Source organism: Mycobacterium marseillense (assembly GCF_010731675.1).
In the GTDB taxonomy this organism is placed as follows: domain Bacteria; phylum Actinomycetota; class Actinomycetes; order Mycobacteriales; family Mycobacteriaceae; genus Mycobacterium; species Mycobacterium marseillense.
In genome coordinates, this window is sequence record NZ_AP022584.1 from 2,573,901 (window position 1) to 2,597,572 (window position 23,672).

The window sequence follows — 23,672 nt, forward strand, 5'->3', positions numbered from 1 at the left end:
CGTTGCCATCCCCTTTCCGTGCTGGGCCGAGCTTAAGCGCTGCGCTGGGCCTCATCCTCTACTTCAGTGATCAGACGCTCGCTGCGCAAGAACCGGACGAGGTGATCGACCATTTCGGTGAGGGCCGGCTCGCGCAACCGGACCGTGGCCATCCCCCGTCGGTGACGATACTGGGTGTTGTCGTAACGCTTGTCGCGCATCGCCGCGATCTTGCCCGCCGACCGGGTGAGGAAGTCGACCAGCGGATACATCTGGTCGTTCGGCGTGCAACGACGGTCCAGTTGCTCGGCGAACGACGAAATGTCGTGGTAGTCAAAGCGATACCCGTAGCGTTCGGACAAGATCCGGGTGATGTCGGTGAGGTTGTAGTAGTCGTCGGCGGTCATGTTAAAGACCGCGCCCGACTCGTCCTGCAGGTCCATCAGCGCAACGATGTGGTCCGCGATCAGGTCCGCCGGCAGCAGACTGATCTGGTTGAGCGCGTTGACGGCCAGGCCGTGCTCGATCATGAAGGCCGTGAGGCGCACCAGAATGTCGTCCTGGCTGCCGAAGCCCGCCTCTGTCGGCGAGATCAGCGACGGCCGGTAGATGCGGACATCGAGGCCCTTCCGCTGCGCGGCCAGCGCCAGCTGCTCGCCGACCCACTTGGTTTGCGAGTAGCCGAAGTCCAGTCCGGCCATCTTCTCGTTCGCATCCCACTCCCCGACCACCGGCTCGGTGCTCCAGCCGTAGATGAACGTGCTCGAGACCAGGTGGAAAGTCTTGCGGTGGTCGGTCATCGCCAGCCGCAACAGCTCGCGGGTGCCCTCCACGTTCGCGGGCCGCAGGGCATCGTAGGTCCGCACGTAATTGACCAGGGCGCCATTGTGCACGACGGCGTCGACGTCCTCGGCGAGTTGCTGGAAGGCCGCCTCCCCGATGCCCAGCGCGGGCTCGGCGAGGTCGCCACAGATCACCCGCACCCGCGCCCGGACCTCGGCCTCGAGCGCCGGCGTCCAGAGCTGAGCGCGGCGCAGCGACGCGACGATGCGGTCCAAGCCGTGCGCCGGGTCCGTGGCCCGCACCAGCGCGTGCACGTTGTACGACGTCCGGCCGAGCAGGCTGCCCACCAGGAACGGCCCGAGGAACCCGGTCGCACCGGTCAGCAGGATGTCGGTGGGCGCACCGGCCCGCGCGGGCGCAAGCTCCGGCAGCGGCAGGGCGGCGTCGGCGCGCATCTGCGCGGTCTCGTATGCCTCGTAGTCGGCGGAGATCTGATCCAGCGCCCGGCGCAGGGCGTCCAGCGGCTGCCCGGACCCCTCACCGAATTGCCGCATCAGGCCGAAGAATTCGGCGACCGTCAGCCGTTGCAGCAGGCGCGTGTTGACCTCGTCGGCGAGCTCGCCCGCGCCGTGCTCCTCCAGCACGGCCTGCAGGTCGGTGCGAAGTTCGGCCAGCGCCAGGGAATCGATGCCCAGGTCGGCGAACGAGCAGTCCTCGTCGCCGGTGAGGTCGTAGCTCTCGATGAGATTGCGGAAACGCTCCAGCGGGCCCGCGCCGACGTCCAGACCCTCGTGCGTCCGGGTGGCCGCCGGGTTGACCCAGCTCGTGAACGCGGGCAGCGTGCCGTCCAGCCACAGCTGGCGGGTCCGTGCGCGCCGGATCTTCCCCGAGGTGGTCTTGGGGATGCTGCGCGGCGGCGCGAACACGATGGTGTGCGGATCGATGTGGCAGTACCGCCGGATCGCGCGCGCCAGAGCTTTCGCGTCGGGCAGGTTGTGCTCGTCGCGCACCTCGGCGACCACCACCAGTGCCTCCTGCTCGTCGCGCTCGACCGAGAGGGCGGCGACGCACCCGCTGCGGACCTGGCCGGCCGAGCGTTCGACGACGGCCTCGACGTCGGAGGGGTAGCAGTTGACACCGCGGACGATGATCAGGTCCTTGCTGCGGCCGCACACGAACAGCTCACCCTCGTAGAGGAAACCGAGATCCCCGGTCCGCAGATAGGTGTGTTGGTCGTCGCCGGCGATGCGTGCGCCGAACATCTCGGCGGTGAGCTCCGGGCGGTTCCAGTAGCCGCCGCCCTTGGAGGGTCCGGCCAGCCAGACCTCGCCGACGCGCCCTTCGGGCAACGACTTTCGCGATTCGGGTTCGACGATGCGAACCACGGTGTCCTCGATGGGCTTGCCGCAGCTGACCAACGGCACCTGGTTGCTGTTCTCCGGCAGCGCCTTTTCGACGCGCGCCACGTTCTTTTCCAGCCCGCGCTTGTTCACCGCGATGGTCTGGCGTCCACGGATCGACACGGTCAGGGTGAATTCGGCCATACCGTAGGCGCCGGTCAGCGCCTCGGGACGCAGGCCGCAGTCGGCGAACCGCTGCCGGAAATGGTCGAAGGTGTTGGCGCGCAGGGGCTCTGCGCCCACGACGATGCATTCGAGGCTGCTCAGATCGATACCGGCCAGCTCGGCGGTGGGAAGCTTGTCCTCACGCAGGCAGTATTCGAGCGCGAAGTTCGGCCCCGGCGTGTGCGTGGCGCGCACATCGCTGATCAGCCGAAGCCACGACGACGGCCGGGCGAGGAAGTCCAGCGGCGACATGGCGTGGGTGGACCCGCCCAGCAGCAGGATGAACATGTAGGCCGATATCAGCCCCATGTCGTGGTGCTGCGGCAGCCACGACGCCACCACCACGTCGCCGCCCGCAAAGGCGAACCCGTTCGCGATGATGTTGGCGTGGCTGACGATGACGCCTTTGGGGTCGTTCGTCGAGCCCGACGTGTACTGCAGGAAGAGCACGTCCCCCGGGGTGTCCGCGACCGGGGCGCCGCCGAAGTCCTGGGCGGCGTCGGTGGCGAACCAGGGCAGTTCCGGCAGGGCGGCGTCGGACCAGGCCTGCCCATCCTGCCGCTGGCCGAGCAGCAACCGGAAGTCGTACTCGAACTGCTTGGTCGACAGCACGGCCTTGGCGCCGCAATCCCGCGCGATGAAACTCAGCTTGGCCAGCCCGGACTCGAACGACATGGGCAGCGGCGGGCTGACCGGAACGGCGATCACCCCGATGCGCGCGCAGGCATACAGCGCGGCGACCATCTCCAGGCCAGGGGTGTAGACGAGCAACGCCCGCTCGCCCGCTTTGAGGCCGGCCTCCTTGGACAGGTAGGCGGCCAGCTCACGGGTGCGATCGGCGAAGCTCTGATACGTGTAGTGCTCGAGTTCGCGTCCGTCGACGTCGACGAAGCGAAAGAGGGTCTGGTCCGGCTTCAGCGCTTCCCACTTGTGCAGGTAATCGATCAGCGTCTTCATCTTTGGAAAGACCCCCTTCCAGGTTTGGGCTGAGCCCGGGAACGACTTCCGTCATGAATATAAAACCAATGTAACCCTGGCGACCGGTGCAGAGCAAAACATCCAGCGGCATTAATGGCCTATGCACAACACATTCACAGCTTCGACTTAAGCCGCCAAATTAATTACACAAATGCTGATCTACGACGATACGGACTTCAGTATCTCAGTGCCCGGCGAACAGGTATTATGTCCACCCATCGGTCCTCAGATACTGATCTACGGATGTACTAATTCGCGTAATTCAGATGTCGGTCGCGCGGAGTGTGATAACCCTTTCACTCGCGTGGCCGAATAGTCAATTCGCAAAACATAGAAATGCATTTCCATGGTCGGATTTAGCGGGCTTTTTACGGCTACATGGCACGGCACCGGAAGCGGATCGCGGAACTATGAAGTGACAGGCGTCACGACGGGGTCGCGCTGCGCGCCCGGGTGATGGTGGACGGCGCCACCTGGGCGATGCGGATCCGCGGGCCCGCGCGGGCCACGAGCTTCACGATGCCCAGGAAGCGCTCCCCGTCGATGATGGGGGACAGCGGCTCGTCCTCGGCTTCGATGATCATCTCGTGGCCGTTGACATCGTGCAGCCCCTTGCCGCGCAGCATGCCGTTGGTGAGCGCCGTCGGAAGCTGCGCCACGATCCGCGAAGGCCGCAGGTATCCGGCCTGAAAGTGCAGCGCGCCGGGCTCGGACGCCTTGGGGAACAACCGCAGCGGACCGCCGATGCGCAGGTCGATCGCGCCGGCGTGCAGCAGGCTGTGCGTGCGCGACGCAACCTCGTCGCCGTCGATGACCACGCGTGCGCTCGTCGGCGTGAACAGGACCGAGGCGTAGTTCGGGGTCTTGACCCGGCTCGGGGCGACCTTGGAGGTGATGTAGTCGCCGAAGCTGCGGGCGATCACCCGCGCGACGGCCAGCCGACCGTGATCGGGGGAGTCGTAATACCGGTCGTAGAAGCGGTTTCCGACGCCGCCGGCGGCCAGCCCGAAACAGAGCCGGTGAAACGGCGCGCCGTCTGCGGTTTCGCCGTCGAGCACCAACGTGTCCAGCCACACCTCGGGCGGGGGCCGATCGGCTTCGGCGGCGGCCGTCAGCGCGCGGATGATCGTCTCCGGCCGGCCGCGCACCCGGGCCTTGCGGGCCACGGCGTTCACGCTGCCGCCGTTGGAGGGGACGAACACCGGCCAGCGCTTCGGGTCCCCGATGCATCGCTCGGTTTCGTTGATCAACCAGTGCAGCGCGCCGTCGCCGCCGTCGCCCACCAGGTGGGTGACCCGGGGGCCCAGCTCCGCGATGGTCTCGCCGAGATCGTCGACGGATGCGGTCTCGTGGACCTCGCCCCAGGGACCGACGAGGCGACGCAGCTCCTCGATGCGCTCGCGCGGAGCGGCGCGATTCTTCCGCGCTTTCGGATTGACGATGACGCCTATAAACATCCGGCGATCCCCCACGCGTACCTGACAAAACACCGCTGCCGTGCTACCCGCGCCGGTGGGATGTCGCTGGTCATCCCAGGCACGATACCTGCGAACCCCGCCGGACGGGCAACGCGTCCTCACCGCCACCGCACGGCCGCTCGGCCCAGCGGCGCCCTCGGCACATGCGTGGTTAGGGTGGCTGGCATGGCCGATTGGACCGCAGCGGAGCTGCCCTCGTTCGCCGGACGGACCGTCATCATCACCGGGGCCAACGCCGGACTGGGTGAGATCACCGCCCGCGAGTTGGTCCGGGCCGGTGGCCACGTCATCCTGGCCGTCCGCAACACCGACAAGGGTCAGGCCGCCGCGGACCGCATGGCCGGCCCGGCGCCCGGCCGGGTCGAGGTGCGCCGGCTCGATCTGCAGGACCTGTCCTCGGTGCGGCGCTTCGCCGAGGGCATCGACACCGTCGACGTCCTGGTCAACAACGCCGGCATCATGGCCACCAAACACGCGGTGACCGTCGACGGCTTCGAGGGCCAGATCGGCACCAACCACCTCGGCCATTTCGCGCTGACCAACCTGCTGTTGCCCAAGCTGACCGACCGCGTGGTGACGGTGTCCTCGCTGATGCACCACTTCGGCTATATCAGCCTCAAGGACTTGAACTTTCAGTCGCGGCCGTATTCGGCCTGGCTGTCCTACAGCCAGTCAAAGCTGGCCAATCTGCTGTTCACCAGCGAGCTGCAGCGGCGTTTGGACGGCGTTCCCACGTCGCTGCGCGCCCTGGCCGCCCACCCCGGCTGGTCGCACACGAACCTGCAGGGCAACTCCGGCCGCAAACTCGGCGACGCCGCGGTCCTGGCGGTCGACCGCATCGTGTCGACCGATGCCGATTTCGGAGCCCGCCAGACGTTGTACGCGGTGTCGCAGGATTTGCCGGGCAACACCTTCGTCGGCCCGCGGTTCGGGTTGTACGGTCGCACCCAGCCGACGTGGCGCAACTGGCCGGCCAAGCGCGCGGGCACCGCCGCCGCGCTCTGGGAGCTGTCCGAGCGGCTCACCGGGACCGCGTTCCCGCTCTGAGCGGGCCGCGTCGTTGCGGCCGGGCAACCACGGGTCGCGCCCGTCGGCCGGGCGGCGATTAAATTAGTAGTTCGAGCACAAGCCATGTGGGTGAGGAGGTTATGCCATGTCCGACGTGCATCTGGCGGCCATTCTCGCCCTGTGCGCCGCGCTGGCATCCGCGATCGGCAATGTCGTCCGTCAGCGGTCCGCGCAGGAGGTCACCGATCAGCGGGTGGGCCACCTGACGCTGTTCGGCATGTTGCTGCGCGATACCCGGTGGTGGCTGGGCGGTTTGGGCGACATCGGCAGCTACGTGCTGCTGGCCGCTGCCCTCGACAAGGGCTCGGTGTTGCTGGTGATGTCGCTGCAGGTGACCGCGCTGCTGTTCGCGCTGCCGATTTACGCGCGGGTGACCCATCACCCGATCACGCGCCGGGAGTGGACGTGGGCGCTGTTGCTGGCGGTCGCGTTGGCGGTGCTCATCGCGATCGGTGACCCGACCGGCGGTCAGCAACGGGCGCCGCTGCAGACATGGCTCGTGGTGGCCGCGGTGATCGGCCCGCTGCTGTTGCTGGGCCTGGTGGGCGCCCGCATCTGGGTGGATCGTCCGGTCGCGGCGCTGCTGCTGGCGGCGGTGGCCGGATCACTGCTGGCGGTGTTCGCGGTCCTGATGAAGGGCGTCGTCGACATCCTCGAGCGTCACCCGGGCCAGGTGTGGCATTCCTTCGAGCTCTACGCGTTGGTGGGCTGCGGGGTGGCCGGCATGATCTATCACCAGTCGGCGTATCGGGCCGGCGCGCTCACTGCCTCCCTGCCGACGATCATCGTGGCCAAGCCGGTGGTGGGCGGGATCCTCGGGATCGTCGTGCTCGGCGAGACGCTGGCGGCCGACGGCTGGGAGTGGGTGGCTCTCGCGGTGACCGCGGTCGTGGTGATCGTCGCGACGGTGGGCCTGGCCCGCGGTGAAGCGGCCACCATGTCGGCCGGCGCCGGGCGCGACGTGAAACCCACCGACCGGCCGAAGGCCGCCTCCCAATCCTGAGCGGCTGACGCTCCCCCGCGGCTAGAGGAGCCCGAACAGCTCCAAGCCGACGGCGTACTGGACGATGACGCCCGGCGTGACATGCGGAATGTCCGGATCGTTCTTGTCCGGGCCGACTTTCGCGTCTCGGACCGCGGCGCGGAACCGATCGGTCGAGACGACGGGATTCCAGGCCGGATCCGCGGGCTGCAACTGAAGCGCATTCGTCGACATCAACACCGCCAGGATGGAATGCTCGCGCACCCGATCCGGCAGTGCGCGCAGCCCGGTCTCGAACCGGCTCAGCCATTGTCCGAAGTCGTCGATGCGCTCGATCGGATAACCCGCCTCGATCAACCAGTCGACGTACTCGTCGAGCCCGATGCCGTCGTCGTGCTGATTCATCACGTGATAGGTCGCAAACCCGCTCTCCGATTCCCGGCCGACCCGGGCCCCCAACGTCGCGATCGCCTCGGCGACGAATTCCACGGGCAGCCCGTCGTAGTGCGCCCGCTGCCGATTGCCTTGCGCGTCAAGCTGATAGAACGACCGCGGCGCGACACCGGTGGCCACCACGCTGAGCACCATCCGGGTGACCAGGTCCGACAAGTTGAGCTGGCCCGCATAGGTGGTGTCGGCCAGGATCATTCCGCTGCGGAACACCGCGACCGGCAGCCCGCACAGGTCGTTGGCCTCGCGCAGCAACACCTCACCGGCCCACTTGCTGTTGCCGTACCCATTGGCGCGGCTGCCGTCGTTGCGCCGGCTGGGGCTGATGATCCGGATGTCGGCGTCCTCGGTGAACGCCACCGGCGCGACCTGGTCGCCGACGTTGGCCGTCGACACGTAGGTGAAGGGCTTGAGTTTCGCGGTGAGGGCCAACCGGATCAGCTCGGCGGTGCCCGCCACGTTGGGTCCGAACAACTCGCTGTAGGGCAGCGCGCCGTTGACGACGGCCGCGGGATCCACGATCAGATCGACGGATTCGGCCAGCCGGCGCCAGGTCTGCTCGTCGAGGCCCAGCTTCGCATCGCCCTTGTCGCCCGCGATGACCTCCAGATGGTCGCCGGCCAGCTCGTGGAAATACCGCAGCAGCTGCGGATCCCCACTGTCGAAGGTCTTCTCCAGCCGGCGGCGCGCCTCCTCGTCGGAGCCCGCGCGCACCAGGCAGATCAGCTTCCCGTCGGCGAGTTCCAGCCGCTCGAGCCACTGCAGCACCAGATATCGCCCGAGGAATCCCGTTGCCCCGGTGAGCAACACGGTCCGTATCTCGGTACCAGGTCGCGGCAACGACGATGCCCCGGCCAGCGTCGCGGCGTCGATGAACTTGTCCAGCGTCAAGTCACGGGCATGTACCTCGGCGGCCTGCGCGCCGTGCACGGCGACGAAGCGCGGGTCGTCGGTGTGTTTGTCCACCTGTTGGCTCAGGGCGGCGACGGTGGGGGCGTTGAACAGGGTGCGCACGCTGAGATGGGTGTGCAGGGCCTTGTTGAGGGTGGCCACCAGCCGCATCGCGGACAAGGAGTCGCCGCCGAGGTCGAAGAAGGAGTCATCGATCCCGACGCGGTCCAGGCCCAGAACCTCGGCGTAGGTGTCGGCGAGGAGGTGTTCGAGGTCGTTGCCCGGGGCGCGGTAGTCGGCGTCGCGGTAGGTCGGCACCGGCAGCGCGCGGGTGTCCAGCTTGCCGTTGACCGTCAGCGGCAACGCCTCGATGACCACCACGGCGGCGGGAACCATGTAGGGCGGCAACCCTTCTCGCAGCCGCGCCCGCGCGGTCACCACATCGAGTGCCCCCGGTGCCGACTCGGTGACATAGCCCACCAGACGCTTATCGCCGGGGCGGTCTTCCCGCACGATCACGACGGACTGATCCACCTCGTCCAATCCGCTTAGCGCCGCCTGGATTTCGCCGAGCTCGATGCGGTACCCGCGGATCTTGACCTGATCGTCGATGCGGCCCAGGTACTGCAACTGCCCGTCGGGGCGCCAGCGCACCAGGTCCCCGGTGCGATACATCCGCTGTCCGGGCTGCCCGAACGGGCAGGCCACGAACCGCGACGCGGTCAAACCCGGCCGGCGCAGATAGCCGGCGCCGAGTCCGCGCCCGGCCACGTACAACTCGCCCACGGTGCCCACCGGCACCGGCCGCAGCCACGGGTCGAGGACGAAGAACGCCGCCCCGGGCACGGGCGCGCCGATCGGCGGCGTCCCCATCCCGGCGCTCAGCGGCGGGCTGACCGCCACGCACATCGTGGTCTCGGTCGGCCCGTAGGCATTGGTCATCACCCGCCCGGGCGCCCACCGATCCACCAGTTCGGCCGAGCACGCCTCGGCGGCCACCACCAGCGCCGTGGCACCCAGCAGCCGCGGTGACAGCGCCGAGACCGCCGAGGGGGTCTGGTGCAAGACGGTGACGCACTCGCCAATCAGCAAGGCCTGCAGGTCTTCTGGTAGCGCGGCCACCGACTCGGGCACGATCAGCAACCGCGACCCGTGCAGCAAGGCGCCCCAGATCTCTTCGACCGAGGCGTCGAAGGCGTACGAATACCATTGCGACCACACCTGTCCGGGCCCCGAGGGCAGCCCGACGTGCAGTGACCCCAGCAACTGCGTCACGTTGGCATGCGTGGTCGCCACGCCTTTGGGCACCCCGGTCGTGCCCGACGTGTAGATGATGTGGGCGATATCCTCGCCGCCCGGCATCGGCAATCCGGCGCACGGTTGGCGCGTCATCGCCGGGTCATTCATATCGATCATCCGCACCCCGAGCCCGGCGAACCGATCGGCCAGCCCGGTGGTGGTCACCGCCGCGACCGGGCGCGCGTCGCCGACCATGAACTCGATACGGGCGTCGGGGACCGCCGGATCCATCGGCAGATACGCCGCCCCGGACTTGAGCACCCCCACAATCGCCACGATCGCCTGCGCCGAGCGTTCGAACAACACCGCCACGCACTCGCCGGGGCGGGCGCCATGGTCGATCAGCAAGTGCGCCAACCGATTGGCGGCCTCGTCGAGTTCCCGATACGTCATCGAGGCGTCGCCGCAACTGACCGCCACCGCGTCCGGGGTGCGGGCCACCTGCCGGGCGAACAGCTCCGGAACCGACACACCGGCCGTCGGCGCGGCCAACGCCGCCCGATTCCCCAGCGCATCCAAGTGCGCACGTTCGGCGGCGTCGAGAACGTCCACCGACGACAACCGCACGGCCGGATCGGTTGTCATCACCGCCAACACGCGTTCCAGCCGACCGACGAGGCCCGCAACGGTTTTGGCGTCGAACACATCGGTGCGGAATTCCACCGCGCCGCCGATGCCCGCGGGCGCGCCGTCCTCGGTGAAGCGTTCGCCGAGGGAAAAGGTCAGGTCCATGCGGGCCGTGCGGGTCTCCAGGGGCAGCTGGGTGACCTGCAGGTCGCCCAGGTCCAGGCGCGCGGCGGGGTCGTTGCCGTGCTCGCGGAGATTCTGCCAGGTCATCGAAACCTGGACCAGCGGATGGTGGGCCAAAGACCGGATCGGGTTGAGCCTTTCCACCAGCAATTCGAAGGGCACATCCTGGTGCTCGAGGGCCTGAAGGCTGCGGGCGCGAACCTGGGCCAACAGGTCGGCGACCGTGGCGTCTCCGCTGACGTCCACCCGCAGGATCAGGGTGTTGACGAAGAACCCGACCAGCTGATCGAGCGCGGCGTCGTTGCGACCCGCGATGGCGAAGCCGACCGAAATATCGTTGGTCGCCGTGAGTTTGGAGAGCAGCGCCGCGAGGGCGGCCTGGATGACCATGAAGCTGGTCGCGTTGTGCGCACGGGCCACCGCGCGCAGTCGCTGCTGCAGCTCCGCCGGCCATTCGACGGCCACGCTCGCACCGCGGTAGTCCGCGACCGGTGGGTAGGGCCGGTCGGTCGGCAATGGCAGCCGCTCGGGCATGCCCGACAGCGCCTCCTGCCAGTAGGTCAGCTCGACGCCGATGGGGCTGTCGCTGTCCTCGAGATCGCCGAATTGGGCGCGCTGCCACAGCGTGTAGTCGGCGTATTGCACGGGCAGCGGGGCCCACCCGGGGGCCTGGCCCGCCCGCCGGCTGGCATAGGCCGCTCCCAGGTCGCGCACCAGTGGCGCCACCGACCAGCCGTCGGCCGCGATGTGATGCACGGTGGCGACCAGCACATGCTCATCCTCGGCGAGGCGGAAAAGCTTGGCGAACAAGGGAATCTGGGTGCCCAGCGCGAAAGGGTGGTAGGCGGCGGCGCCGACGGCGTCGTCCAGCCGGGCGGGCGTCCACGCGGTCGCATCGACGACCTCCCAACCGAAGTCCGCGCGCTCAGCGGCCACCACATCCTGGTAAGGCACGCCGTCGGTGTGCGGAAAGACGGTGCGCAGCGCTTCGTGGCGGGCCAGCACATCCGTCAGCGCCACACCCAACGCGCCGGCATCGAGCCGTCCGCTCAACCGCAACGCCACCGCCATGTTGTAAACCGGTGAGGCGCCGTGCAATTGGTCGAGGAACCACAGCCGGCTCTGACCGTAGGACAGCGGGATCACGTCGGGTCGCTCCCCCGCCACCAACGGCTTCAGCCCGGCCTCGCCCGCGCGGACGCGGGGGGCCAACTGGGCGATGGCCGGTGTGTCGAAGAGGGCGCGCACGCCCAGGCGGGTGTTCAGCGTCTTGTTGATGGCGGCGATCAGGCGCATCGCGGTCAGCGAATCCCCGCCCAGGTCGAAGAAGGAGTCGTCGACGCCCACGCGGTCCAGGCCGAGAACTTCGGCGTACGTGTCGGCCAGGATTTCCTCGATGGCGTTGCCCGGGGCGCGGTATGCGGCGTCGCGGTATTCCGGTGCGGGCAGGGCGCGGGTGTCCAGCTTGCCGGTGACGGTCAACGGCAACGCGTCGATCGCCACGATCGCGGCCGGCACCAGGTAGGCGGGCAGCTGCGTGGCCAGCTCGGCACGCGCGGCGGCCGGATCCGCGCTGCCGGTGATGTAGCCGACGAGTCGTAAGTCGGCGGGGCGGTCCTCGCGGGCGATCACCGCCGCGGTCTCCACGCCATCCAAACCGGCGAGCGCGGTGCGGATTTCGCCGAGCTCGATGCGATAGCCGCGGATCTTGACCTGCTCGTCGGCGCGCCCCACGTAATGCAGCTGCCCGTCCGCGCCCCAGCGCACCAAATCACCGGTGCGGTACATGCGGGCGCCCGGCACTTCGGCGAACGGGCAGGCCACGAATCGCGACGCCGTCAACGCGGCCCGGCGCAGGTATCCGACCCCGACGCCGCGGCCGGCCACATACAACTCGCCGACCACCCCGGGCGGCGCCGGGCGCAACCACTTGTCGAGGACGAACAGCGCGGCGCCCGCCACCGGCGCGCCGATGGGCACCGCCCGGGCGCCCGCCTCGAGCGGGGCACTGATCGTCACATCCACGGTGGTTTCCGTGGGGCCGTAGGCGTTCGTCATCACCCGCCCCGGCGCCCACCGATCCACCAACTCGGTCGGGCACGCCTCGCCGCCCACGATCAACGCCGCCGATTCCAGGCCGTCGAGCGCCAACGCGGCCAAGGCGGACGGGGTCTGGCTCACCACGTCGACCCGCTCGTCGACCAGCAGGGCGCGCAGCTCTTCCGGTGATCCCGCCACCGCGTCGGGCACCACCACCAGCCGCCCGCCGTGCAGCAACGCACCCCAGATCTCGCGGACCGACGCGTCGAACGCGTAGGAATGCCACTGCGTCGACACCTTCGTCGGTCCCGGTGCGGTCATGCCCGCGTCCAGTCCCTGCATCAACTGGGTGACGTTGTGGTGCGTGACCGCAACGCCTTTGGGGACGCCCGTCGTGCCGGAGGTGTAGATGATGTGGGCGATATCGTCGGCGGCCGGCGCCGGTGGCGCGAAGGAGGGCTGGGCGTCGACCGGCACGTCGACATCGATGACGCGCAGGTCATAGCCGTCGAGCCGGCCGGCCAACTCGGCGGTGGTGAGCGCGGCGATCGGGCCGGCATCGCCGACGAGGAACCCGATCCGGGCATCGGGCACCGCGGGATCGATGGGCAGGTAGGCCGCCCCGGTCTTCAGGACGGCCAGGATGGCCACGATCGCTTCGGTGGAGCGCGTCAGCAGCAGCGCCACCGACTGGCCCGGCCCCGCACCCTGGCCGGCCAAGTGGTGCGCCAGCCGATTGGCGGCCCGCTCCAACTCGCGGTAGGTCATCGAGCGGCCCGCGCAGCTGATCGCCACCGCGTCGGGCGTTCGATTCACCTGCGCCGCAAACAGTTCCGGTATCGACACGCCGACGACAGGCCGGGACAACACCGCGCGGTTGCCCATCTCGTCCAGCCGCGCGTATTCGGGTCCGTCGAGCACATCGATGGACGACAGGCGGCGGGTCGGATCCGCCGTCATGGCCGCCACCACCCGCTCCAGCCGGCTGATCAGCGCCTCAACGCTTTTCGCGTCGAACACATCGGTGCGGAACTCCACCGCCCCGGAGATCCCGGCGGGTTCACCGGCCTGGTTCCACCGTTCGGCCAGCGAGAGGGTCAGGTCCATGCGCGCGGTGTGGGTGTCCAGCGGCATCGGGGTGATATGCAGATCGCCCAAGGCCAGTGCGGCCGCCGGGTCGTCGTGCTGCCCGGGCAGGTTCTGCCATGCCAGCGACACCTGGACCAGCGGGGTCTGCGCCATCGAGCGGGCCGGATTGAGCCGGTCCACCAACACATCGAAGGGCACATCCTGGTGCTCGTAGGCGGCGAGGCCACGGGAGCGAACCTGAGCCAGCACGTCGGCGACGGTGGGATCACCGGCCAGCTCGACCCGTAACACCAACCTGTTGACGAAGAAGCCCACCAGGTCGTCCAGCGCGGGATCGGGCCGCCCGGCGACCGGGAACCCCACCGCCACATCGTCGGTCGCGCAGAGCTTGCTCAACAGCACCGCGAGCGCGGCCTGCATCACCATGAAGCTCGTCGCGTCGTGTTCACGGGCCAGCGCGCGCACCCGCTGCTGCACGTCGGCGGACCACTCCACGACCGCATTGGCACCCCGGTAGTCGGCGACCGCGGGATACGGCCGATCGGTGGGCAGCTCCAGGCGTTCGGGCATCCCGGCCAAAGTCCTTTGCCAGTACGCCAACTGGCCGGCGATCGGGCCGTCGATGTCGTCGAACTCACCGAACCGGGCGCGCTGCCACAACGTGTAGTCGGCGTACTGCACCGCCAGCGGGACCCAGCCGGGGGCCTGTCCGCCACAGCGGCTGGCATAGGCCAGCCCCAGGTCACGCACCAGCGGGGTGATCGACGAACCGTCGGCGGCGATATGGTGCACGGCGGCCGCCAGCACGTGCTCTTCGTCGGTGAGCTTGAAAAGCTTTGCGCGTAGCGGGGTCTCGGTCGCCAGGTCGAACGCGTGGCGCGCCACGGCGTCGATGGCGCCGGCCAGCCGGGCCTGCGTCCACCCGGTGGCATCGACCACCTCCCAGCCGAGCTCCGCCCGCTCCGGTGACACCACCTTTTGGTATGGCACGCCCTCGATCTGGGGGAAGATCGTACGCAACGATTCGTGGCGGGCCACGACGTCGCGCAGCGCGGCGCCCAACGCGCCGGCATCAAGTCGCCCGCGCAACCGCAGCCCCACCGTCATGTTGTAAACCGGTGCGGGCCCGTGTAATTGGCCGAGGAACCACAATCGGCTCTGGGCATACGACAGCGGAACCAGGGCGGGCCGCTCTCCGGCGACCAAGGGCTCGTCCCGTCCCGCGGTTTCACGGAGCTGGGGTGCGAGCTGGGCGACCGTGGGGGTGTTGAAAAGGGTGCGCACTGTCAGGTCGGTGTGCAACGTTGTGTTGATGGTGGCGATGAGGCGCATCGCGGACAGGGAGTCGCCACCCAGGTCGAAGAACGAGTCGTCGACGCCGACGCGGTCGAGTCCCAGGACTTGCGCGTAGACACCGGCGAGGATTTCCTCCGCGGCGTTGGACGGGGCGCGGTATGCGGTGGCGCGATATTCCGGCACCGGCAGCGCCCGGGTGTCCAGTTTGCCGTTGACCGTCAACGGCAGCGCTTCGACGACCACGATCGCCGCCGGCACCATGTAGGCGGGCAGCCGGCCAGCCAGCTCGGTCCGCGCTGCGGCGGGATCCAGCGCGCCGCTCCCCGATTCGGTGACATACCCGACCAGGCGTTTGTCGCCGGGGCGGTCCTCGCGGACGATCACCACGGCCTGATCCACCGCAGCCAAACCGCCCAGCGCCGACTGGATTTCGCCGAGCTCGATGCGATAGCCGCGGATCTTGACCTGCTCATCGGCGCGGCCCAGGTAGCGCAGCTGGCCGTCGGCGCCCCAGGACACCAGATCCCCGGTGCGATACATCCGCTGTCCGGGCTGTCCGAACGGGCATGCCACGAACCGCGACGCCGTCAGCCCCGCCCGGTGCACATACCCCACCCCGACGCCACGGCCGGCCACATACAACTCGCCGACCACGCCGACGGGCACCGGGCGCAGCCACGCGTCGAGCACGAACAACGCCGCGCCCGGGACCGGCACGCCGATCGGCACCACCCCGGCGCCGGGCGCCAGCGGCACGCTGACCGTCACGCACAACGTGGTTTCCGTCGGACCGTAGGCATTGGTCATGATCCGGCCCGGTGCCCAGCGGTCCACCATCTCCACCGCGCACGGCTCGGCGGCCACCACCAGGGCCGCGGACTCCAGGCCCGGCGGCGACAACGCCGCCAGTGCGGACGGAGTCTGATGCAGTACGGTGACGCGTTCGCGAATCAGCAAGTCCTGGAATTCTTCTGGGATGGCGGCCACCGATTCGGGCACCACCAGCAGGCGGCTCCCGTGCAGCAGCGCGCCCCAGATCTCTTCGACAGAGGCGTCGAACGCGTAGGAATACCACTGCGACCACACCTCCCCCGGCCCCGACGGCAACCCCATGTGCAGTGACTCCAGCAGCTGGGTCACGTTGTGGTGCGTGGTCGCCACGCCCTTGGGCACACCGGTGGTCCCCGAGGTGTACACGATGTGGGCGATGTCGGCGCCGGTCGGCGGCGCCAGCCCCGCATCGGGCTGGGCGGCGATGCGGGGATCGGCGACGTCGATGACCGTCAGTGCGTGCCCGTGGAACCGCGATGTCAGCTCCGCGGTCGTCACCGCCGCGATGGGCGCGGCGTCGCCGAGCACGAATTCGATGCGCGCGTCGGGCACGGCGGGGTCGATCGGCAGATACGCCGCCCCCGACTTGAGCACCGCCAAGATCGCGACGATCGCCTCCGCCGATCGGCCGAACATCAGCGCCACGGACTGCCCGGGGCCCGCGCCGTGGCCGATCAACAGGTGCGCCAGTCGATTAGACGCCAGATCGACCTCGCGGTAGGTCCAGGAGTTTGGACCGCAGCTCAATGCCACGGCCTCCGGTGTGCGAAGCGCCTGCGCGGCGAACAGTTCCGGAATGGAAGCCCCGCTCGCCGGGCGGCGCAGCACCGCTCGATTGCCGAACTCATCGAGACGCTGGTGCTCGTCCGCCGCGAGCACGTCCACCGATGACAGCCGCCGTGACGGGTCGGCGATCATCGCCAGCAGGACCCGCTCGACCCGGTCGGCGAGCGCCGCAATGGTTCCCGCGTCGAAAAGATCGGAGTCGTATTCGATGCCCAGCGCGAGCTCGCGGCCCGGCGTGGCTTGCAGGGTCAGTGGGTAGTGGGTGGATTCGTGGCTGCTGAAGTCGGTGATGGCCAGCTCACCGAGCTCCATTGAGGCCGCCGCGTCCAGCGGGTAGTTCTCGAAGACGAACAGGGTGTCGAACAGCTGGTCGTGACCGGTGACGCGGTAAATCTCGGTCAGCGCCAGATGTTCGTGATCCAGTGTCTGTTGAAAGCCGTTGTGCAGCTTGCTCAGCAGGCCGGCGACGGTGGTCTGCGGGGTCACGTGCGCGCGCACCGGCACGGTGTTGATCAGCAGGCCCACCATCGATTCGATGCCGGCCACATCGGCCGTGCGTCCCGAGACCGCGGCGCCGAAGACGACGTCGCGCTGCCCGGTCAGCGACATCAACAGCTGCGCCCATGCGGCCCGCAGCACGGTGTTGATGGTGGTGTGATGGGCGCGCGCCAGGTGGTGCAGCCCCTGAGTGGTCTGCTCGGAGAGCCTGCGCGATTCCAGGCCTTGGCGTCCCAGCCGCTGCCGGTGCGGCGGTCCCACCAGCGTGGGGGTGTCGAAGCCGGCCAGCACTTCTCGCCAGCCGGCGTGGGCGGCGTCGAGGTCTCGGCCGGCCTGCCAGGCCACGAACCTCCGGTACGGCGCCGGCGCGGGCAACTGCTGTTGGTGATAGGCGGCGAAGATTTCCTGCAGCAGGATCGGCAGGGACGAGCCGTCGAGCACGACGTGGTGGGCGGTGAGCACGAACCGGTAGCGGTCGTGGGCGGTGCGAACCAGCGCCACCCGGAAGGCGGGCGGGTCGGACAGTTCGCAGACCGCGGCGCGTTCAGCGGCGGACAACCGTTGGACGCGCTCGTCAAGGTCGGCCTGATCGATGCCGAGATCGACGTAATGCCAAGGGACCGTGGGGTCGCCGGGGATGATTTGCACGGGTGGGTCGATGTCGGTGCAGAAGCGGGCCGCGAGGTTGGGGTGACGGCGCACGGCGGTGTGGACCGCCTCGCGTAGCCGGTGCGGGTCGAGGGGGCCGGCGATGCCGATCTCGAGTTGGAGGGCGTACAGGTCGACGCCGCCGGCCTGCGCGGCCGTAGCGTGAAAGTACAGCCCCTGCTGCAGTGGGGTCAGCGGCAAGATGTCGGCGACGTGGCCGCGCCGCTCGAAGACATCGATCTGCTGCTGGGTGAGAAGAGCGGGGACCACGTCCGACGGGGTGAGGCCCCCGCCACCGCGGCGCACGTGCGCGCAGATGCCCCGCAGGGCCTCAAACCACAACTCGCTCAGGCGCGTTGCGTCCGCGTGATCCAGAACCGACGTCGCCCACGTCCAGTTGGCGTGCAGCCGTGGGCCGCCCTCGTCGTCCAGGACACCGGCGTCGAGCGTCACGGTATGGGACAGCGGCATGGGCACCGCGGACGCGACGGCGGTGGCCGACAAGCTGTCGAGGCTTGGCCGCCACACATCGGCGGAGAGCTCAGCCGTGCCGGCCAGGCGTCCCAGATAGTTGAATACGACCGTGGGATCGCCATCACCCAGGCCCGCATCGGGATTGAGGTAGCGCAACAGCCCGTAGGTGAGGCCGTCGGGCAGGGCCCGCAGCTGTTCTTTAGCCTCTTTGAGCACCGCTCCCAGGGCGGTGTCACCGGCCGCGACCTGCGCCCAGTCCAGGCCGTCAAGGTGCAATGCAACCGGGTACTTGGCCGTGAACCAGCCCACGGTGCGCGACAGGTCCACAGTGGCGCTGAGCTCTTGGCGCCCATGGCCTTCCACGTCGATGCCGATCGGTGTCCCGCCGTTGCCGGACAGCTGCGCGACCGCCATGCCGAACGCGATCAGCAAGATGTCGTGCGCGCCGGCGCGAAACGCGGCGGGCACCTCGCCCAGCAGCATGCGGGTGGTCTCGACGTCCAGCTGGGCCGACAGGCGGCCGGCGTTGGCGTGAGTATCGATCACCTGCGCCGCCGGCACTGCCGGGGACGTTGCCGATACCCGCCGCCATGCGTCGGCCTGGGCCACCACCTCGGGGTGGCGCGCGTGCCCGTTCAGCAGCGCCGACCACCGGGCGAACGACGTGCCGCCCGGCGGCAAGACCACCGGCTGACCGCTGCGATGCTGAGCCCAGGCAAGGTTCAGGTCTTCCAACAGGATTCGCCACGAGACCCCGTCGACGGCCAGGTGGTGAATCATCAGCACCAGCTGGCCGGTGGCGGACACCCAGAGCGCGCTGAGCATGGCCCCGGCGCCCGGGTTCAGCCGCGAGCGCGCGTCGACGAGCGCCCCCTCGGACAAAACGTCCACCGCGCGCACGCACCCGGCGGCCTCGACCGAGCCCGCGTCGGGCACCGACAGCGACCATCCGCCGGCGCCGTCGTCGTCGATGCGCACCCGCAACATGGCGTGCCGGTCCAGCAGCGCCTGCAAGACCGCCACCGCGTCGGCCTCGCCCGCCCCGACGGGAGCCTGCACGAGCATGGTCTGGTTGAACTGGTCGACCGGGCCGTCGATGTCGTGCAGCCACCGCATGATTGGGGTCGCGATCACTGGCCCGGCGCCGTCATCGACAACGTCGTCGTCGCCGGTGATTACCGTGGCCACCCGGGCCAGCCGGGCCACCGTCTGCTCGACGAAAACATCACGCGGGCGGCACATCACGCCGGCGGCCCGCGCGTGGGCCACCACCTGCAGCGAGGAGATGCTGTCGCCGCCCAGGTCGAAGAACGAGTCGTCCACGCCGACCCGCTCCACCCCGAGGACTTGGGCGTAGATGCCGGCCAGGATCTCCTCGACCGCGTCGGCTGGCGCCCGGTACGCGCCGGCAGTGTATTCCGGCGCGGGCAGGGCCCGGATGTCCAACTTGCCGTTGGCAGTCAGGGGCAGCGCGTCGATCACGACGACCGCGGCGGGCACCATGTAGGCCGGGAGCCGCTCGGCGAGTTTTCCACGGATCGCCGCGGGGTCGGCCATTCCGGTGATGTAACCGACCAGGCGCGTGTCGCCGCCCTGGCCCTCGCGGGCGACCACGACCGCCTGCCCCACGCCGTCGATGGCCGCCAGGGCGCTTTGGACCTCGCCGGGTTCGATGCGATAGCCGCGGATCTTGACCTGTGCGTCGGCACGGCCGAGGTAACGCAATTGCCCATCCGGATCCCAGCAGACGCGATCGCCGGTGCGATACATCCGCGATCCGCTGCCGCCAAAGGGGTTGGCGACGAAGCGTTCTGCGCTCAAGGCCGGTTGGCCCACGTATCCGCGCGCCAACGCGGGTCCGCTGAGATAGAGCTCGCCGACCACCCCGATGGGCGCGGGGTTCAGTTGCGCGTCGAGCACCAGCGTGCGCACTCCGGGGATGGCGGCGCCAATGCGGACCGGCTGCCCCACGGACAGCGGCGTGCTGCACGTGGCCCAGATGGTGGCCTCGGTCGGGCCGTAGGCGTTGACCATCCGTCGGCCCGCGGCCCAGGCGGCCGCCAGCTCGGCGGGGCAGGCCTCGCCGGCGGTGATCAGCGTGTCGAGCCCATCCAGTCGCGCCGGATCCAACGACGAGAGCACCGTCGGCGTCAACACGGCCGCGGTCACCCGGTGGGCCTGCAGCAACGCCGCCAACGCGTCACCGGCATAGACGTCGCGAGGTGCAACGACCTGCGTTGCCCGCGAGGCCACCGCCCAGAGCATCTCGAACACCGACGCATCGAAGACCGGCGAGGCCACCATCAGCACCCGCGCGTCGGCACCCAACCCGAACACCGCGCGCTGCGCCGAGGCCACCCCCATCAGGCCGGCGTGAGTGACGGCCACGCCCTTGGGGGTGCCGGTGGAGCCCGACGTGAAGATCACATACGCCGCGTTGTCCACGTCCAGCGGTGCCAGCCGATCAGCGTCGGTGATGCGGTCCGCGCTTTGCCCGGACAGGTCGACGTCGTCCACGCGGAGCACCGGCCGCGCACCGGCACCGGTCACATCGGCGCTGCCGCAAGCTAATACGCACACGGCCGCCACCGCGTCGAGCACCGTGGCGACGCGCTCGAGCGGCTGGGCCTGATCCACCGGGACATACACGCCGCCGGCCTTTGCCACCGCCCACCAGGCGACCACCAGTTCCGCGGAACGGTCGATCGCCACGCCCACCGCGCGCTCGGGGCCCACGCCGAAGTCGATCAGCGCCCGCGCCAACCGCGTCGAGGACTCGTCGAGCTCCCGGTACGACAACGCACGGTCTCCATCGACGACCGCCACCGCGTCCGGATCGGCCGCCACCGCGGCGGCCAACAGCTCCGGCGCCAAGCCCACCGGGGCATCCACACCGGCACCGGACCACCTCGACAGCAGTAGATCGCGCTCACCGCGATCCAGCAGCGGCACCTCCCCCAGCAGCACCGACGCGTCCGCCATCAGAAAGCGGTCGAACAGCGACTCCAAACGTGTGATATGCCGGTCGATTTCGTCGGCGGTGTATCGATCTGTATTCCAGGCGAACTGAATCCGCGGCGTGCCGCCGCCGAGCGGCGGATAGATGTTGATCGCCATGTCTTGGATCGGCAGGGTGGTCAACACATTGCACATCGGCAGCGACGGACCGAACCGCATCGGCTCGGCGAAGTTGAAGACGTTGACCACCGGTCCGAACTCGACGTTGGTGTCGTGACGGGTCGCGTCGGCGACGAGGCCCGGCCAGCCCCGGAACTGTTGATGCCGCAGCGCGCCGATGACGGCCGTGCCGACGCGATCGGTCAGTTCACCGACGGTGTCGCCGTCGTCGACATTGACGACCAGCGGCACCATGTTGGACACCATGCCCGCGCTTCTCTTCAGCGCCGCGGTGGTGCGCGCCGACACCGGCAGGGACAGCGAGATAGTGTGGCGTCCGGCCGTTTTCGCCAGAAACGCGGCCGTTGCCGCCACGACCCTCGCGACGTCGAACTGGTCGTGGCCATTTCCCAGGAGTCCGTGCGTGCACACCAACTCGCGCACCATCGGATGCCGTGGCGCCACGGGGCGCTGCGTTCCCGCCAGGTCGGTGACGTCCAGCGGCCCCCGCACGACGGTCTTCCAGTACTCGGCGTCGGCTGTGCTGCGTGACGACTGTTGATACTTCCGGTCGGCCTCCGGCAGCAGGGCGAACGCGGAAAAGTCGACTTCGCCGGTGTGGGGCCGGTCTCCCGAGTAGACCGCCGCGACGTGGCGAATGATGTTGTTGGCGCCGTAGCCGTCGACGAGGACGTGGTGGGTACGCAGGTAGAAGTAGGACAGATCGTCGGCGATCCGCAGCAGCGCGAAGTTGATGAGCCGATCGGTGAGCAGGTCGACCGGCCGGCGGTAGTCGTCTTCCATCCAGCTGTGCGCGTCGCCCGCCGGATCGGCCTCGGCGCGCAGGTCGACGCAGCACAGGGTCAGCGGGAAAGTGCGGTCGACGATGAAGACCGGCTCGCCGTCCTCGAGGGACAGGCGCGCGCAGGGCGTGCCGAACCGCGCGGCCGCCGATTCGCAGGCGGCCATGAGCTTGTCGGCGTCGACGTCGTGGTCGATCGCCAGGTAACCGGCGAAGTTGTAAGGGATCTCGGGCCGGAGTTGCTGCGCGGCCCATAGCGCCCGCTGGGCGACGGTCAACGGCCCCAGCGTGTCTGGTTGCGTCCCGTAATTGAGCATCAGGCGACGAACTTTCTCATTGGGCGAGCGCTCGGGCGCTCGTCGGGTTGGCCTCGTTGCGCTGCGTCATCAGCAGCGGCCGGCAGGAACGCCGCGGCGACGATCGCGACCGCCGCCACCGCGGCGGCAACCGCAAATACCAGCGTGTAGGCGTGTGCGAGGTGGCCGGACGCGGTGCCGGTGTCCTCGCGGTGGATGAGCTGATTCGTCAACAGCACCGTCATCAGGGCGGCCCCGACCGCGCCGCCCAGCTGATTGTTGACGCTGCGCAGGGTCGCGCCGCGGGCGATCTGATGCGGCTCCAACGGCTGCACGCACGCCGCGGAGAGAGGCGTTGCGACACAGCCCATCCCCATGCCCATGAGCAGCAGGCCGGCCATCAGCGTCGGTGCATAGTCCGCATGCCGGGCGACTCCGATGGTAAAGATTCCCAATCCCGCTGCGATCAGCGGGAAGCCCGCCAGGACGATCTTGCCCGGCCCGTGTCTGTCCATGACTATTCCGGACACGGGTGTGGTCAGTACGACGCCCAATCCCATGGCGATCAAGCGCACCCCGGCCTGCATCGGCGTCTGGTGCAGCGCAACCTGGAAATAGCTTGGGACAAGCAACAAGATTCCGACATAGGTGACCGCGAAGATCAGCAATGTCAGGTTGGCCTGCCGGACGACGCGATTCTTCAACAGGCGCAGGTCGATCAGCGGGGCATCCGAACGACGCCAGGCGTGAAAAATGAAGGCGGCGATCAGTATCAGGCCAGCAATCGAGGGCAACAGCACATGGGGGTCGGCGAGCGTGCGACGTCCGGGGATGGAGGACATCCCACCCAGCAACGCCGCCATGCCGGGTGAGAGCAGCAGCATTCCGGTCACGTCGAGCGTTTCCGACGGCGCGGAACGGTCCTTCGGCAACATCACCGCCGCGACCGCCAGGGCGCTCAGCCCGATCGGCAGGTTGATCAGGAATATCCACTCCCAGCCGCAGGTGCCGATCAACCATCCGCCCAGGATCGGCCCGCCAAGAGGCCCGAGCAGGAAGGGAGCTGCCCCGATCGCGACCAGGCGGCCGAGTCGCTTGGGACCCGACTCGCGAGTCAAGATCACGAAGCACAGCGGCGTCATAATGCCGCTGCCGATCCCTTGGAGCACACGGAAGCCGATGAGCTGCACGATGTTTGGGGTGATTGTGCACAGCAGGGAGGCCAGCGTGAACACCAGGACACCGCCCATGAAGAGGCGCTTGGTGCCGAATCGGTCAGCGGCCCAACCGGTTAGGGGGACAACGGCGGCGAACGCCAGCATGTAGCCGGCCATCGTCCACGAGACGATCGCCTGGGTAGAGCCGAATTCGGTGACAAAGGTCCGTTGAGCGACGGCGACCGCGGTACCGTCCAGGTTTCCCATCATGCTGGCCAGACCGCACACCGCGCCGATCCAGAGCAATCTGCCGTCGATCTTGTCCGGGTAGGCGGGGGCACCGCCGTCCGATTGCCCGGCGGGGACCGCGGATATCAATGCAGCACTAGTGGCCGAAGATGCGTTGTCCATCGAA

The 23,672-nt window shown here is 68.9% G+C and carries 6 protein-coding genes; 2 read left to right on the forward strand and 4 right to left on the reverse strand.

All coding sequences use genetic code 11. The features are described 5' to 3' along the window. Positions 1–32: 32 nt before the first annotated feature. A complete protein-coding gene (locus G6N26_RS11690; RefSeq protein WP_083020296.1) occupies positions 33–3,284 on the reverse strand; it encodes a thioester reductase domain-containing protein in 3,252 nt (1,083 codons plus the stop codon). A 446-nt stretch (positions 3,285–3,730) separates the two neighbouring features. After that, positions 3,731–4,762 carry a diacylglycerol/lipid kinase family protein gene (locus tag G6N26_RS11695; protein WP_083020297.1) on the reverse strand — a complete coding sequence of 344 codons (1,032 nt, stop codon included), beginning with the start codon at positions 4,760–4,762 and terminating at the stop codon, positions 3,731–3,733. Between the two features lie 186 nt (positions 4,763–4,948). On the opposite strand from G6N26_RS11695, the gene G6N26_RS11700 reads away from it, so the two are divergent. Beyond that, on the forward strand, positions 4,949–5,830 hold the full coding sequence (locus tag G6N26_RS11700) for an oxidoreductase (RefSeq protein ID WP_067170521.1): 882 nt from the start codon (positions 4,949–4,951) through the stop codon (positions 5,828–5,830). 106 nt (positions 5,831–5,936) lie between these two features. Then, complete coding sequence (locus G6N26_RS11705; protein WP_067170518.1) at positions 5,937–6,854, forward strand: DMT family transporter; 918 nt, start codon at positions 5,937–5,939, stop codon at positions 6,852–6,854. A gap of 21 nt (positions 6,855–6,875) precedes the next feature. Here G6N26_RS11705 and G6N26_RS11710 read toward each other — a convergent pair whose 3' ends face one another. Continuing rightward, positions 6,876–22,121, reverse strand: a complete 15,246-nt coding sequence (locus G6N26_RS11710; RefSeq protein WP_083020298.1) for a non-ribosomal peptide synthetase — start codon at positions 22,119–22,121, stop codon at positions 6,876–6,878. Continuing rightward, positions 22,121–23,668 (reverse strand): DHA2 family efflux MFS transporter permease subunit, encoded by a 1,548-nt coding sequence (locus G6N26_RS11715; RefSeq protein ID WP_083020299.1) that lies wholly within the window; start codon positions 23,666–23,668, stop codon positions 22,121–22,123. Before G6N26_RS11715 ends, G6N26_RS11710 begins: the two co-directional genes overlap by 1 nt. Positions 23,669–23,672: the final 4 nt, after the last annotated feature.

What these genes read in the sequence shown, in the direction of transcription:
- G6N26_RS11700 (WP_067170521.1), top strand. Translation starts at nt 4,949, where the DNA reads ATGGCCGATTGGACCGCAGCGGAGCTGCCCTCGTTCGCCGGACGGACC.
- G6N26_RS11715 (WP_083020299.1), bottom strand. Translation starts at nt 23,668, where the DNA reads ATGGACAACGCATCTTCGGCCACTAGTGCTGCATTGATATCCGCGGTC.
- G6N26_RS11710 (WP_083020298.1), bottom strand. Translation starts at nt 22,121, where the DNA reads ATGCTCAATTACGGGACGCAACCAGACACGCTGGGGCCGTTGACCGTC.
- G6N26_RS11705 (WP_067170518.1), top strand. Translation starts at nt 5,937, where the DNA reads ATGTCCGACGTGCATCTGGCGGCCATTCTCGCCCTGTGCGCCGCGCTG.
- G6N26_RS11695 (WP_083020297.1), bottom strand. Translation starts at nt 4,762, where the DNA reads ATGTTTATAGGCGTCATCGTCAATCCGAAAGCGCGGAAGAATCGCGCC.
- G6N26_RS11690 (WP_083020296.1), bottom strand. Translation starts at nt 3,284, where the DNA reads ATGAAGACGCTGATCGATTACCTGCACAAGTGGGAAGCGCTGAAGCCG.